The 14,351-nt window shown below is 57.9% G+C and carries 13 protein-coding genes and 3 pseudogenes; 1 reads left to right on the top strand and 15 read right to left on the bottom strand.

Annotated elements, in window-relative coordinates; all coding sequences use genetic code 11:
• Positions 1–45: 45 nt before the first annotated feature.
• Complete coding sequence (locus DQX05_RS17435; RefSeq protein WP_119794806.1) at positions 46–462, bottom strand: DUF1259 domain-containing protein; 417 nt, start codon at positions 460–462, stop codon at positions 46–48.
• Between the two features lie 206 nt (positions 463–668).
• Complete coding sequence (locus DQX05_RS17430; RefSeq protein ID WP_119794805.1) at positions 669–1,238, bottom strand: helix-turn-helix domain-containing protein; 570 nt, start codon at positions 1,236–1,238, stop codon at positions 669–671.
• Positions 1,239–1,355: 117 nt separating this feature from the next.
• On the opposite strand from DQX05_RS17430, the gene DQX05_RS17425 reads away from it, so the two are divergent.
• Positions 1,356–2,336 (top strand): DMT family transporter, encoded by a 981-nt coding sequence (locus tag DQX05_RS17425; protein ID WP_119794804.1) that lies wholly within the window; start codon positions 1,356–1,358, stop codon positions 2,334–2,336.
• 181 nt (positions 2,337–2,517) lie between these two features.
• On the opposite strand, the gene DQX05_RS17420 is transcribed toward DQX05_RS17425, so the two are convergent.
• From DQX05_RS17420 to DQX05_RS17360, 13 genes and pseudogenes are all read right to left on the bottom strand, one after another.
• Entirely contained in the window at positions 2,518–3,480 is a 963-nt protein-coding gene (locus DQX05_RS17420) for a stalk domain-containing protein (protein WP_119794803.1), read from the bottom strand.
• A 162-nt stretch (positions 3,481–3,642) separates the two neighbouring features.
• Positions 3,643–4,512, bottom strand: a complete 870-nt coding sequence (locus DQX05_RS17415; protein ID WP_119794802.1) for an SDR family oxidoreductase — start codon at positions 4,510–4,512, stop codon at positions 3,643–3,645.
• Positions 4,513–4,527: 15 nt separating this feature from the next.
• Complete coding sequence (locus DQX05_RS17410) at positions 4,528–5,691, bottom strand: GNAT family N-acetyltransferase (protein WP_119794801.1); 1,164 nt, start codon at positions 5,689–5,691, stop codon at positions 4,528–4,530.
• Entirely contained in the window at positions 5,688–7,010 is a 1,323-nt protein-coding gene (locus DQX05_RS17405; RefSeq protein ID WP_119794800.1) for a F390 synthetase-related protein, read from the bottom strand. Before DQX05_RS17405 ends, DQX05_RS17410 begins: the two co-directional genes overlap by 4 nt.
• The gene (locus DQX05_RS17400; protein ID WP_119794799.1) at positions 7,007–7,879 is read right to left on the bottom strand and encodes an MBL fold metallo-hydrolase; all 873 of its coding nucleotides are present in this window, start codon (positions 7,877–7,879) and stop codon (positions 7,007–7,009) included. The genes DQX05_RS17405 and DQX05_RS17400 overlap by 4 nt, the downstream gene beginning before the upstream one ends.
• 141 nt (positions 7,880–8,020) lie before the next feature.
• Entirely contained in the window at positions 8,021–9,019 is a 999-nt protein-coding gene (locus DQX05_RS17395; RefSeq protein ID WP_119794798.1) for an NAD-dependent epimerase/dehydratase family protein, read from the bottom strand.
• On the bottom strand, positions 9,016–10,224 hold the full coding sequence (locus DQX05_RS17390; protein ID WP_119794797.1) for an ATP-grasp domain-containing protein: 1,209 nt from the start codon (positions 10,222–10,224) through the stop codon (positions 9,016–9,018). The genes DQX05_RS17395 and DQX05_RS17390 overlap by 4 nt, the downstream gene beginning before the upstream one ends.
• Positions 10,214–11,212: a beta-ketoacyl-ACP synthase III gene (locus DQX05_RS17385; RefSeq protein ID WP_119794796.1), complete on the bottom strand. Its 999-nt coding sequence runs from the start codon at positions 11,210–11,212 to the stop codon at positions 10,214–10,216. The genes DQX05_RS17390 and DQX05_RS17385 overlap by 11 nt, the downstream gene beginning before the upstream one ends.
• 228 nt (positions 11,213–11,440) lie before the next feature.
• Positions 11,441–11,812, bottom strand: coding sequence for a hypothetical protein (locus tag DQX05_RS17380; protein WP_220483193.1), 372 nt, complete (start codon positions 11,810–11,812; stop codon positions 11,441–11,443).
• Positions 11,813–11,889: 77 nt separating this feature from the next.
• Positions 11,890–12,489 carry an undecaprenyl-diphosphatase gene (locus DQX05_RS17375; RefSeq protein ID WP_119794794.1) on the bottom strand — a complete coding sequence of 200 codons (600 nt, stop codon included), beginning with the start codon at positions 12,487–12,489 and terminating at the stop codon, positions 11,890–11,892.
• A 40-nt stretch (positions 12,490–12,529) separates the two neighbouring features.
• Positions 12,530–13,244, bottom strand: a pseudogene (locus tag DQX05_RS17370) (ABC transporter permease).
• A gap of 188 nt (positions 13,245–13,432) precedes the next feature.
• Positions 13,433–13,866 (bottom strand): annotated as a pseudogene (locus DQX05_RS17365) (response regulator transcription factor).
• Positions 13,867–14,219: 353 nt separating this feature from the next.
• A pseudogene (locus DQX05_RS17360) lies at positions 14,220–14,348 on the bottom strand (SDR family NAD(P)-dependent oxidoreductase); the annotation flags it as partial.
• Positions 14,349–14,351 lie beyond the last annotated feature (3 nt).

The raw sequence follows: 14,351 nt of genomic DNA, 5'->3' as shown, positions 1-14,351 counted from the left end.
CATGGAGAAAGACGGCGTCTTCCGAGGAATGGCCTTACGTTGAGCTTAGCCCAAGAAAGCAATCGACCGCTTCGTTTTTCTGGCAAAATCAATAGGATTGTCAATCGACTCCCAGTGGATGTACATCAAACGGGGGCTTTCATTTAACCAGTGGTTGTGGAGTGCCGTTACCTTAATTCCGTTCCGTTGAAGATTACGAATTAACCGGTTGGCCTGATTCTGGAATACAGCTGTTTCCCCTAGGCAAAGAGCGCGTCCGGATCGATCCAGCGATTCGAAGGAGAAGAGCTGAGCACGAACCAAAGGTGAAGTCGTACGTCTTCCGAGAATGGTCGCTCTGAAATTTCTTAAACGGCTGACAAAACAGACAGGCCCCGGGTCGATCTCATGAGTCCCTCCTAATATTCTGGCAAACTGATTACATAATCTTCTGAACCGTGCACTCGCTATTACACTCGCCATGATAAACCTCCTCTTGGTTTTGCTACATTGTATTACTGTCATGGGTGAAGTGTATATGTGAATGCCCAGTTGAACCGGAATGTCGCTAAAAACGGTTTCTTTTTTTCGTTTTGGGTGTACGCCGTGCTCCCGGCAGGCATTTCCCCATAGACTGTTGTTTTCGCCTCTGCTCTTCCCCATCACACAAAAACGCGCCACGCGCGTGTTCAAGGGTAACACACCGTTAAATGCAATACCGCTTCTTCCTCGCCGGCATTGTGATAGCGGTGGGATTCCATCGCCGAGAATTGGATGGAATCAAATCTATTTAACGAGTACGTCTTCTCCCCGATCGTTAATTCGATCGACCCTGCCATCACCGTCACGATCTCCATTGTGCCAGCATGATGGTTCTCCGGGATATAGACGGTATGCGGCTGTACATACGCGCGGTGCATCTCCAGCTTCTCGCGGACATCGCTGAACATCGGTTCAAGCGTCCAGCCCGGATGGTCGCTGTCATATCTCGGCCCTTCGCCGGCACGGGAGAGCGCCACCGCATGTCCCGGCTTCAACAAGGCCATTAAAGAAACCTCCAGCTGCTTCGAAATTTTCCACATCATCCCGATCGTCGGATTCGTGTCCCCGCGCTCGATATTGCCGAGCGTCAATTTGCTTACCCCGGTTAGCGCCGCAAGCTCCTCCAGACTCAGCTTTCGCTCCTTCCGCAGCCTGCGGAGGTTGCCGCCGACTGACTGCATCAGCATCTTCGTCTCCTCTTCATGAACAGGCTTCATACCGCACCACACCTTTACCAAAGATTCATTATAATATTATAGTTTACTTTTATTTATTTATAGTATATTATTCCTTACTATATACGATTGAAAATGATTATCAATGAGGTGAGACAAATGAGAGCCATCATCGTTGGCATATTATCGTCGTTATTCTTCTCGGCGACCTTTATCATCAATCGGGCCATGAATCTGTCAGGCACGAGTTGGGCATGGACCGCGTCGCTCCGTTTTCTGCTGGCGCTTCCCTTTCTGATCGCCATCGTCGCCTTCCGCGGCAATCTGGCCGGCCTCTTCCGCGAGATGCGCAAGCATCCGCTGCATTGGCTGCTCTGGGGCATCCTCGGCGGCATCGGCTTTTACTCGCTGCTCAGCTTCGCGGCTGTCTACGCCCCGTCCTGGCTTACTTCCGGAACGTGGCAGATTACGATATTGGCAGGTGCCTTGCTGTCGCCGCTCTTTTTCGTCACCGTGCCTGCGCCGGACGGGCCGCACAGAGTGCGGCAAGCCATTCCCTATCGAAGCTTGCGTATATCTGTCATTATATTAATCGGGGTCATCCTCATGCAAGTAACCGAAGCGGGGCAGATTACGATGACCGATCTGCTGGCGGGATTCATACCGGTGCTCGTCGCCGCCTTCCTCTATCCGCTCGGCAACCGCAAAATGATGGAGCTGTGCCACGGCAGGCTGGACACCTTCCAGCGCACCCTGGGCATGGCGCTCAGCAGTCTGCCGATCGCGCTCCTGCTCGGCCTGTACGGGACAGCAACCGTCGGCTGGCCCACAAGCCCGCAGCTGCTCCAGGCGCTGCTGCTCGCCGTCTGCTCAGGCGTTATCGCCAGCCTGCTGTTCTTCCTCGCCACTGACATGGCGAAGCATAACACGATGCTGTTGGCCGCGGTCGAATCGACCCAATCCGGCACGATGGTCTTTACCGTACTGGGCGAAGTGCTGCTGCTGAACGGCTCTTTCCCGGAGGGCTGGTCCATGGCGGGCATGATCATCGTCATTATCGGCATGGTGGCGACCAGTTTGTCGGGCCGGCGGTTCGCGCCGGCGAAGCCTGCGGCGCCCGCCAAGGAGCAGGGCGCGTAAGGGCAGGTGGCGACGGGAGAACAAAAAGCGACACAATGGTGTCGCTTTTTGCTTCTTTCTGTGTTTCTTATGTGAGATATATAAAAGACACGCCTCGAGCTCTCCCGGGGTCCCGGTGATCTCCGAAGCATGTCTTTTCCTTTTTCATATCTTCTTGGTATGTGTGTCTATCTCTTGTTGTCTATGAGGATAACTCTTCCTGGATTCCAATGACGCCGGTCGGATCGATGCGCGCCTTCACGCCGAATACATCCGCAAGCGAGCCGAACGGAAAATACAGCTTGCCGTCCTTGATGATCGGGGCCGTGTTCAGTTCGACGTTCATGTTGCCGACCGCTGCCGCCGTCCCGCCTTCCTTGAGCGCAATCCACTTCGCGCCGCGCACGAATTCGTACGCACCCGTATCCTTGTTATACTCGACTGTATAGCCAAGCGCCTTCCCAATCGCTTCCGCCGGCACCATCACGTCATCTTCCGTCGTGAATACGTCCTCAGTCGGGACGCCGATGCTCTCGCCATTGACGACGATCACCCAATGCATGCCCCCGAAGGAATCTTGCGGGATCTGCTCCGGCCGGCTCTGTATCGTGATATCGCCCTGCTCGTTCAAGCTCACGTCTGCCTTCAGCACCTCGGAGGCGAACTGCAGCGGCACATACATCATCTTGTCCTTGAGCATCGGCGCTTTGCCAAGCTGGATCGGCATCTTCGCGTATGGATAGTGGTCCTTGTTCAACTCCACGCTCGTCCATATGGGGCCCTTTACGGCTTCGGCCGACTTGTTCTTGGCGTTCCATGTCAGCTCGTATCCGATGCCCTCCATGACCGGCCGCAGCGGTATGAGAAGATAGGTCCCGTCCAGCACAATGTCGGCATCGACGCTCTGGCCGTCAACGGTCAGGCTGTTCCGCGCGGAGACGTTATGCAGCCAGTCCGTGTTGAGGCTCGTCTCGCGGGTCGTGCCAATGATCTCTCCGTTCTCGTTATGGACAAACTGCTTCATATACTTATCATAAAAATCACGTTCTTGCTCCACGGGCACTGCCGTCCCTTGTTCATTCATCGCGTTCACCGGCGCGGCAAAAGGCTGTGCAGCCGCCAGGGCGATCGCAAGAGCGATAGATGCGGCGATAGCTTTGTTCATTCGATGTCATCCTCTCTGGAGTGCAGGTCACAGGATGGAATCCAATTGCGCAAATGGTTGACCCTTTACTCACAATCTCAGACGGAAAACATACACGGAAAGTTGCACAGAGCGGCGCATTTTTTGGCCGGGAGCCCTGTTCGCCTCCTGCCGCACGGCCGATCAGCGTAGGAGACGCACGACCAGCTTCTCAATGAGCGTCCATGGCAGAAGCGTCTTCGCGGTGAGGAGCAGGCGCACCCCGCTCCCAATCGGGTAGCGAAGGCGCGGCCGCTTGTCGGCCGCGATACGTGCGATCAGATTGGCGACTTCCCATGGATCGGCCTTGGAGGAGGCGCTTTGCCGGGAGAAGCGCAGAATGCTCTCAAGACGGTTCCGGTATGGCGAAGCATCGTCTATCGTAATCGACGCGAACCCTTTCTCCCAGATGTTCGTCGGATACGAGCCAGGCTCGATCAGCACCACATCGACGCCATATGGCTTCATTTCCAGACGGAGCGATTCGCTGAAGCCTTCGATAGCGAACTTGGCCGCGGCATACGGCGCGTACCCGGGGAACGCGATCCGTCCGCTGATGCTCCCGATATTGATGATCGTGCCGCGTCCTTGCTCCCGCATATGGGGCAGCACCGCCTTGGCGGCGGCAATGGCGCCGAACACGTTCGTCTCGAATTGCGCGCGCCATTGCTCCATCGTCACTTCCTCCACAAAGCCGCCCTGCGCATAGCCCGCATTGTTGACGAGCAGGTCGATCCGGCCATAGGTCCCGCTCGCATGCGCCACGGCCGCTTCGATGGAAGCCGCATCCGTGACATCGACTCGGCACACTTCCAAACGGGACTCCACGCCGCGCGCAGCCGCCAGCCTTGTCAAAGCCTCCGGCCGGGACGTGGCCCGCATCGTCGCGATAACCCGGTAACCCTGTTCCGCCAGCTTCACGGACGCCAGCATGCCGAACCCGCTCGAAGCGCCCGTGACGAAGGCCACCGGGCGTTCTGCCGCTTCATCTGCGGCGCGCGTATTCCTATCCATTCTCTCTCCCCTTCCCTACAGCTTATATTTGCGCAGCACCGGAATGCCGACGCGCGTCAGCAGGCCCGCAAGCGAACGCCACGCGATCTGCGTGCCTCGCGGGAGATGGTCGCAGAACACGGCGCTGTACTCGATATCCGCCCGAGCCCCCCGATTCCGCTTGAACTGCGCGGCTCCCGAGCTTTCGTGCAGCAGATGGCCGTTCTCCCGCGCCAGCTCCAGAAGAGCCGCCGACAGCATCCGGTACAAGCCAAGCTCCTGCGGCAGCGCCGTATCGTAGCCGAATAGCGGCGTCGTCATCACCCCGTCACGGCAAAAAAATCCGAGCACCGCGTCCAAGCGGCCCTCTCGGCGCAAGCCATGCAGCTGCAAAATCCCGTCCCGCAGCGCAAGGCGAATGTATTCGCCGGAAAAGTCCGGGTTGAAGCGCGAGTACTTCTCCAGATAGAGCTTGCCGTACAGCTCCTCGATGCGGGGCACATCGGCTTCCCGGATCTGGCCGGGTCCATCGATCGTATAGCCATGCCGTTCGATGAGCGCGTAGTCCCGCTTCAGCAACCAGCGCGCCTTCGCGTTTTGCCTTGTGGGGTCGGCGGGATGAAGCAGATACACCTGCCGGCTCGGCACGAGGCAGGCGCCTTCTTGGCGGCAAGCCTCCAGCAGAGGGGCATGCAGAGAAGAAGTCAGTGAGCGAAGCATGATCGCATGCCGCGGGAACTGCCGCTTCAGCGAGCGGACGATGTCGCGAATATGGCTTGCCGCGAACCATGCCGGATACAGATTGGTGGACAACAGCCAATTGTTGACCATCACGCAGGAGTCGAACTGAGCCGCACGCAGCCCGGCGCCAATTCCGTTCAGCAGTACCGACAGGCACGCCCGCAGCGGCCGGCTCGGGAGCCTGTCGAGCTCCTGCTTCGCATAACGGACATAATGGGTGTACGGGGAACAGACGAAGGTATTGTCGCCGTATTCCCCGTCTCCTGCCGTGACAGGCAGAATCATGCCGTCCACGCTTAATGCCATCAGCCTCGTGTTCGCGTTGCGGATATACGCGGACACATTCGCTTCCATCAGCGGCAGCAGGAAGGTCTTCGCATACCGCCCGTCCGCGGTATCCGGCCAGGCGAGAGCGGAAATCGTGGACGCATCATAGAGCTGAACGGAGTCTGTGTTCATGTCCAGCACCTCCGCACCCGTCTGAGCTTCCGGTCTCCTGCCGTATGCGCATACGACGCGAACTCAATCTCCATCGGCTGGCAGCCCGTCCTCCGGCACAGGTCGTCCAGCATGGCGCGTACAGCTTCCTCTGCCTGCGGACGCGATGCAGGTGCGATACGCAGAGCGACGCGCATCCGCTCCGGCGACAACTGCACCGCCTCATATTCCTCAATCCGATCCGATGCCCCGATAATCGCACGGGAGATGAAGTCCGGGAATAGCGGAATCGTCTTCCCGCTATCCTCGGCGGCCGGCACATAGAACAGATCGTCGCAGCGGCCATCGATCGATTCGATCTCCATGAACGGCGACCCGCATGGACAGCGGTCCCTTTTCTCCGTCAGCACATCGTTCAGCCGATAGCGGATAATGGGCTGCGCAAGACGGGAGAAGTCGGTCACAATCGGAACAAATTTGCCGTGAGCCGCGTCAACGTATTCTTTGTCAATGTGGACGATATCCTCATTGACATGAATCGTGCCGTAAGCGCAGGTCGACGCGAGAAACCCTTCGGTGCATTGGTACACCTGGTGGAGCCGCTGCTCGAAGGCAGCCTCGATGAAGGGGCGGTCGAGCGGATCGAGCACTTCCGCGACCGAGATGATCTTGCGCGGCCGGATCGCTAGCTCCCCCGCCCGCCTGGAGGCCGCCAGCATCCGCAGCAGGGATGGCGGGCCTACGACAACGGTTGGGCGCAGCGCGTTCAACCGTTCGATATGCTCTGCATACGAAGACAGCAGATCAAAAAAGGCGAACTGCAGCCGCCCCTGCCGCACGCTCTGATACAGCTTGCTGTCCGCCCGGAGGAAGAAGGCGATCCGTTCGCTGCGCAGCAGCGCTCCCGGCAGCAGCTTCGCCACGACGGCTCCCGCCCAGGCGAGACGTTCCCGCTCGCTGACAAGGAACAGGCCGCGGTTCCCGCTCGTTCCCGACGACAGCCCGATCGTGACCGATCCGATCGCAGAACGGAAATCCCGAGTGCGCTCCGCCCGCAGCGCGATCTCCAGCGCCTCCTCCTTCTTGACGCCGACCGTGTTCAGCCGATCAAAATGCGCCATCATCTCCGCTTTCTCAATTATCGGAAATTGTCTCCACTCCGTGTCGGGCCATCCTTCCCACAGCTCGCGGTAAAAAGAGGATCGCGCGCGCACGGTTGCGATATGGCGCATAATTTTCCGCTCCTGCCACCGCTCCAGCGCAGACCGGGAGCGAGTCTTCCCGATGCGCATCGTATGAATATAACGTGAAGCAAACGCGATGAGCGGTGCCGCTCTCATGAATCCCCCTCCTGATTGACCTGCCGGTCTGCCTCTCGGCAATGGCTCGGCACGATGCGAATATCCGGGCGTGCGTCATGGAGCCGGCACAGCCGCTCGAAGCGGTCCCGGTAATCGGCCCGGCTAGTCATTATGAGCCCGGCGGCCGGATGAGGCGGCCGGCGCTCCCGGATGGCCCGGCTGGACCAGGCGGCGTCCGCGCACAGCAAGAATGTCCCGCGCTCCGTCGTCACGAAGATCCCCATCTGCCCATGCGCATGCCCCGACACGTCCACCCCCACGACGCTGCCGTCCCCGAACAGGTCGCAGCCGTAAGCAAACGGAAGCCCGTCCGGCAGCTTGATCTGTCCCGATCCTTCGCCAGTATTCGCTATCATAATGGAACGCGCCTCGAAATCATCCGGCATCAGTTCCGGCAAAAAACCGGCCCGCAGCGCAGACCACCCGCGCTTACCCCGAATTGCCTCGTATGCGGAACGGAAGCAGTGGAAGCGGGCGTTCGGGAAATCCTTCAATCCCCCGATATGATCGGCATGGAAGTGGGAGACGATGATCGTTCCCACATCGGCCGCCTCCCCCCCGAATCGTTCCTTCACCTGCGCGGCGGCGCCGTCGGCGTCTTCGAACCGGACGGGCGTGATCATCCGGTACAAGCGGTAAGGCCATTCCGCTGACGCGGCGAAGAAGCGGGAGGCGTAACCCGTGTCGAAGAGGACAAGTCCTCTGTCAGGGTGTTCGATGACGGCGAACCCGGCCGGGAAGACGGCCTTGCGCAGCGAACCGTTCCGTATCGTCACCCACTCCGGGTGTGTGCACCAGCCGGCCATCAGCCACGTAAGCCGAACTTGGGTGCGATTGATGCTGCTCATGGCTTCCACTCCGTCCTAACAATCTTATCTAGCCAATCTATCCTATCAATCCTATCTATCCTAATATACAATCTATTCAATCTATCCTGTCCTATTATCCTGATTATTCCGAAAAGTTAACTGATCAGCAACTCCGTATGCTTAACGGGACGCATTCTCCTTCTTCCACCATGCCGCAAAGCGCGCGAACCCTTCCTGCAAGCTGACTTGCGGCTCGTATCCGAGCTGCTGTCTCGCCTTGCGGATATCCAGCGTCTGGCTGCGGCTGACGACACCGACCGAATAGCGCGTGAGCGGAGGCTCCCCGTTCAGCTTGAACAGCCGGTACATCGCCTCCATTCCCGCGGCCATGCCGAAAGCCGTCCGATACGGCACATGGCGATACCTTGGCGTCTCCCCCATCTCCGCGAACAAGCGGTTCACCGCATCGACGAACCGGATCGGCTCGCCGTTGCTGATGTTGTACACTTGCCCGCAGGCAGACTCCGGCGCTCTCGCGCAGCAGACCAGCGCCTCCGCCACATTGTCCACATAGGTCAAGTCCAACAGCGCCCGGCCGCCGTCGATGAGCGGAATGCCGCGCTCCCGGTTGGCCCTCATCAAGCGCGGGAACAGCGCCCGGTCGCCGGGGCCGAACAGCGCGCGCGGGCGCAGGATGATCGCGGACAGTCCGCTGTTCATCGCTTCGCGCACCCGCTCTTCCGCCATATATTTGGTGCGGGCATAATCATTGACGAAGCGGGCGGGCAGCTCGCTATCCTCGCCGACGTCAAAGCGATCGGTATAATCGAAGTAGACGCTCGGCGTCGAGACGAATACGAACCGCTGCGCCCCGTGACGCCGCGCGGCTTCGAGCAGATGCTCGGTGGCCGTAACGTTGCCCGCATAGAAGTCGGCATACTTCCCCCATACAGTGGACAGCCCCGCACAGTGGAACACCGTCTGCTGCCGTTCCACCGCGCGCAGCACAGCATCCTTGTCAACCAGATCCAACGGGAGGAACCGGATGCCGGAGGACGTCAGCAGCGCGCCCCGCCCCCGGTCGCGGCCGACTGCGGTGACATCCCAGCCCATCTGCTGCAGCCGCCGGGCCAGGCACATGCCGAGAAATCCTGTTGCCCCTGTTACCAATGCCTTCATGTCGTATCACCATTCCATTCCAGATCGATTGTGCTTGCTTCCATTAGCGGCACGCCATGCTCCCGCCCAAGGCGCAGCAGAGCGAACATCGCCGGGACTTGCCCCAGGACGGGCCAAGGATCGCGTGCCCGGAACAGCACATCCCGGCTCCGGCACAGCGCGCGGAGCGCTTCCCTGCGCTCCGTCCACGCCAACCCGCGGCGCAGCAGACATGCGGCCATCGCGAGGCCGAACATCGCTTGGCGTCCGCCCGGCGGAGCGATCAGCGCCTGTTCGCGCTCCGGCTCCCCATGGCGCAGCGCCGCTTCCGCAATCCCGTCCTCCGGAGCGAACAGATGAATTCCGCTTGTCGCCCGCGGATTGCATTCGATCGGGAACAGCGCCCCGCCGGGCGCCTCAATGAAATCGAATGCAATCTGCCCCGTCAGCCGTTCGGCCTCTGCGAAGCGGCGAACCCAGCGGAGCGCGCCCGGGTGATCAAGCGCCGCGAACTGAACGGCCGCTCCGAGCCCGACCCGGTAGCGGGCCTCATAAGCCGCATGCGCCACCACGCGTCCGTGGCTCACGATACTGTAGGTGCAGATCGGCGCTCCTTCAATATATTGCTGGAGCACCCACGGATTCCCGGGCGACAGGCTCGCGGGCGCTTGAATATAGCCGCGGCCCGGACGGGGGCTCCCGATCTGCACCTGGGAAGCGAACCGGGAATAGGCCGGCTTCAGCACGACCCGTTCCCGGTCATTCCAAGCGGACAGCGCTTCCCTCAAGTCGGCCGGCGTCCCGATAAGACGCGTATCCGGGACGCGGAGGCCGTGGGAGGCTGCGGTCCGGATAAAGTCCAGCTTATGATGAAGCCGCAGCAGAGCCGGCAGACGGTCCGCGAACAATGCGGCGCCGGCTTGCTCCAGCCGTTCGCGATATCGGGCCAAATAAAAAATCTCCTCGCATGTCGGTACGATCAGCCCAATGCCATGCTTCGCAACCGCTTCCGCGACCGCATCGGCAAAGGCTTCCGCGCCGAACCTCGGCGCCGGCACGGTGAACGCGCCGGCTGCCGCGCGCGAGTAGCGGCTCACATAAGCGGGCAGACTGTCGCAGACATAGACCCGGCAATCCGCCGCATGAAGCAGGCGGGCCCACTCCAGCGCCGCCGGCGCCCTCGCTCCGGTGATGAGAACGCTGGTGGGATCCGCTTCAATAGTCAATAATCATTCCTCCGAGCGTCAGGCCCGCTGACGTCCCGAGCAGCAGGATGCGGTCCCCGCGCCGAATGCGCCCCTGCGTCACCGCTTCATGCAGGCCCATCGGAATCGAAGCCGCGATCGTATTGCCGTGATTCGGCGTTATGTACAGAAGCTGCTCCTCGGCGATTCCGAGCTTCCGGCGCAGCAGCCTCATCGCCATCGCGCTGCCTTGATGCGGGATGACAAGCCGGAAGTCAGCCATGCGCGCTCCGGCGGTCTCCAGAAGCTCCTTCGTGAACTCCGGCAGCAGCTTCGAAGCCATCCGATAAATGGCCTGGCCGTCCATCCGGAACAAAAAATCGTCCCGATTTTCCTCATTGTAGGCCGCTGCATGCAGCCTTGAGCCGCCGCCGCGAATTTCCGACAGCTCGGCGCCGTCCGCATAAGTCGAGATCGCCGCATGCGTGATTCGCGACGATTCCGTCTCCTCTGCCTTGGTGGCAATCACTGCGGCGGCCCCGTCACCGAACAGGGCGGCGCTCTGTTTGTCCTGCCAATTCAGACCGGTGGAAGCAATTTCCGACGAGACGATCAGCACCCGGCGGTAGCGGGAAGCTTCGATCATATAAGATATGACATCAAGAGCGACCAGGAAGCTCAGACAAGTCGAATTCATATCAAAAGCCGGGATGCCGGCCCATTCCGGTCCCAGCTCTTTTTGCAGCAGGGCCGCATTGCACGGAATCGGCTGTTCCTGCGTGCCGCTCGCGCATACAATGCAATCAATGTCGCCTGGACGAAGCCCGGCCTGGCGCATCGCTCCCCGGGCAGCCTGCGCCCCCATATAAGAAGCCGTTTCATCTTCAATGAAATGACGAACCAATACGTCGGATTTTTTCTGCACCCAACCGTCAGGCACGCCAAGAAGCCGATCCATATCGGCGGATGTCAGTTTTCGTTTGGGCAAATATTTGCCGCTAGCTAGTAGTTTCACTTGTCGGCTGCGCACTATATGTCCTCCCCCATGATGAAAAAATGCTCATTATATGTCATTTTATCACAGAGATTCGGACTGTAGATGAGGAAAATAACCTCCTGCCTGCGGCTCATCCCACTTTTATTATCCTGTAGCGCGGACAGCGGCAGGGTCAGAGAATCAAAAAGCCAGCTCGGCTTCCGCTTGTTTGCGGGAAGTCAGCTGACTTTTCTACTTGCTCACACCCATTCATTACATCCCTTACGCGAATAACCTCATTAAAGGAATGACATGCTTAATCATTCCCATGCACAATTGAATGCCCTGCAGCAATTTCCCGCCATCGAACGCGCTTGCCGCACGATTTTCGGGACCCGCCTCTGCTGTTCCTTTCTCTGGTCCGTTATTCCGTGCACCCAAAAACATATCGAGAAGGCCTGAGGTTTGTACCGGTTTCCCTTTTCTACTCTTCTGATTACGAACTGTTTTTTTCGTCGTCACTGCGCCATGCAGAGTGATTTTGCTTTTATTCACCGCCGTGATCTCCCCGATATAATACCTGCCATCTCTCGTAACGACAAGTACCGGCTGATTACGCCACTTCTGATGAAGCGGTAACGCCATCATCATCACCTCTATGTTCATTCTCACTAAAGCATATTCATAGCGGGACAACGATGCGTGTATGTTTGCAATAGAGCGGGAACAAATTATAAGCTGTCGGATTTGTTATTAATCGGCAGGATGCGCCGCTCCGCTCGTTCATACAGATCTAGCAAGCGCTTGACGAAACCGAGCTTCGGAACGAGCCAGTACATGGCCAAGGCGGACACTATTCCCAGAAGCGCCCCCGCGGCGATATCCACAGGATAATGAACCCCGACCCAGATCCGGGAGACGGCTACGCAGCATGCGAGCGCCAGCCAGATCCACCCTTCCTTCTTGCGAACGAGCCAGAAGGAGACACAGACTGAGAAGAAGAGAATCGTATGATCGCTCGGAAAAGAGTTATCAATAGCATGGTCGATCAGCTTATTCACCTCGGGCAGCTCCGCGAACGGCTGATGATGGGAGTAGAGCTTGCCGGCCGCTTTCCCCATGATTTCCGCCAAAATAAACGCAAGTCCGGCCTGGATGACCATCATTCGGTTCCGGCCGCTGCGGGTGAACCAATAGACAAGCATGGCTAAGGCGAGCACATACAGCATATATTCCGCCACGAAGACGGCGGCCGGATTGAGGGAAGCGAACTGCTTGCCCAGATCATTAATGGCCCGAAAGATATCGATATTCCATTGAGACATGATGATATTCCTCCTCTGTTTCTAATTCATGAGACGACGGTTGACGTTAATGAATATCCGTTTTGTTGAAGTACACGATCGTGGCTCCCAGGCCGATGACCGCAACAGCAATAATCACCGCAAAGGAAAAGAGCGGAGGATAAGCGGGAACGAAGCCGTTCTCCGCGATCACATGGGCCGCCGACCACGGAAAGAGCGCTTTATATTCCCGATTGGCCAGCCCCACGTTCCCCATCGTAATCACGGCCGTAAAAATAATGGTCGGCACATAGTTTTTGAACAAAAAAGAAACGAACATCGTCGGGGTCGACAAAAGAAACAGCAGACTTCCCCCGACGAAAAACTCCTTCAGCGATTGCAGCACGGCGCCGGCAGTCAAGCCTTCATACTGCGCGAGCAATCCGAAGATGAATGTCAGTCCCCACGCCGTAAAGGTCAGGATCATCATCCACAAGAACAACAGCACCAGCTTGCTGGCGATGAGACCGGTTCTGGAGACCGGGATGGTCAACAGATTTTTCAAAGTGTCTTCCGCATATTCACGGTTGAACAGACAGGCGGTGATGACGCCGTACAGCAGCGTCCCGATAAGCAGGGGTCGTATACAGATTGGTCTGCGACCATGCCTCGCTGAATAAGACGGGCATGCCGGGTTTTTGGGCCAGGTAATCCAGATAGCCGATAAAGACCATGGTCGGGGCTGCGGCCGCTCCAATCAGGCTGACCACGAACATTTTGGCCTGCTTCAGCGCCGCGGTCATGCCCGTCAGCTTCGTCCGGAATCGGAGACGCATGAGCAGCAGAATGACCGTGATCACCCCAACCGCAATAAATAAAGCCCCGCGCAGGAAGCCTTGGGGCTGGTTCATTGCCTCTATCGCAATAAGGCCCGTCATAAGCAATAATTGGGCGCCGAGAAGAAGGAGCGTTTTGTCACGCTTCATCTTTTTCACCTGCGAAACTTGTACCCGATTCCCCACACGGTCTGGATCCATTTCGGATCGGACGGGTCGGCTTCGATCTTTTTTCTGAGCTTGCGGAAGTGAACCATCACCGTATTATCGTCTTCCACATAAGCGCTTCCCCACACCTGGCGAAAGATTTGCGTCTTCGTAAATACTTGCTCCGGATGGGAGGCCAAAAACTTCAACAGCTCGAATTCTTTGGCCGTCAGCGCAATCTCCGGCACACTTCAATGCCATCGATTTTCGGCATCATCAGATCCAACAGAATGAAGTTATATTTATGCCTCTCGAATAGGCGAAGGGCTTCCCCTCCATCAGCCGCCGTATCGACCTGATACCTTTCTCGTTGCAGATACTTTTTCACCAAGTCTCGTATTTCTTTTTCATCATCGGCTATAAGTACGCGAATCTCTTCCATCTTCTCACCGTCTCCACAACGTAATTTGCGGTCATTGATAACATGGTCTCATCTTGGGACAAGCTGGCTCCCGCTGCAGAACATCGCGTATGGCCGCTTGCTGATCGAATCGTCCATGATCATATTACAGGATAATGGGCTTGTTCGCTATCAATGTGACGGAAATGAAAGGGTTCCTTCTGATATGAAGACAGAACTGAAGAAAATTCTGATCTACAGACAAAGCGGAAGAAAAATTGGATATTACTTGGGGGATTTAAACATCGGAGTACAGAGGGCATATGTCAAAAAAATCAGGGGCCGGTTGCAGCCCCTGACAATTACAATTCCACTTCATTCTGCTGGCGGAACCCTTACCGGAATCGGTCCGCGTATTCCTGCAGGAAGGCGTCCATCGTTCGCGGTTCTCTGCCGAGCAACCGCTTCACCGTATCCGTAGGCTTCTCGGGAATCGCTACGGACATGGCCTGAATTTCGACGAGGCT

The sequence above is a fragment of the Paenibacillus thiaminolyticus genome, from assembly GCF_003591545.1.
GTDB classification, from domain to species: domain Bacteria; phylum Bacillota; class Bacilli; order Paenibacillales; family Paenibacillaceae; genus Paenibacillus_B; species Paenibacillus_B thiaminolyticus_A.
The sequence above is the reverse complement of the archived record's forward strand: the minus strand, read 5'-3'. Positions and strand labels throughout refer to the sequence as shown.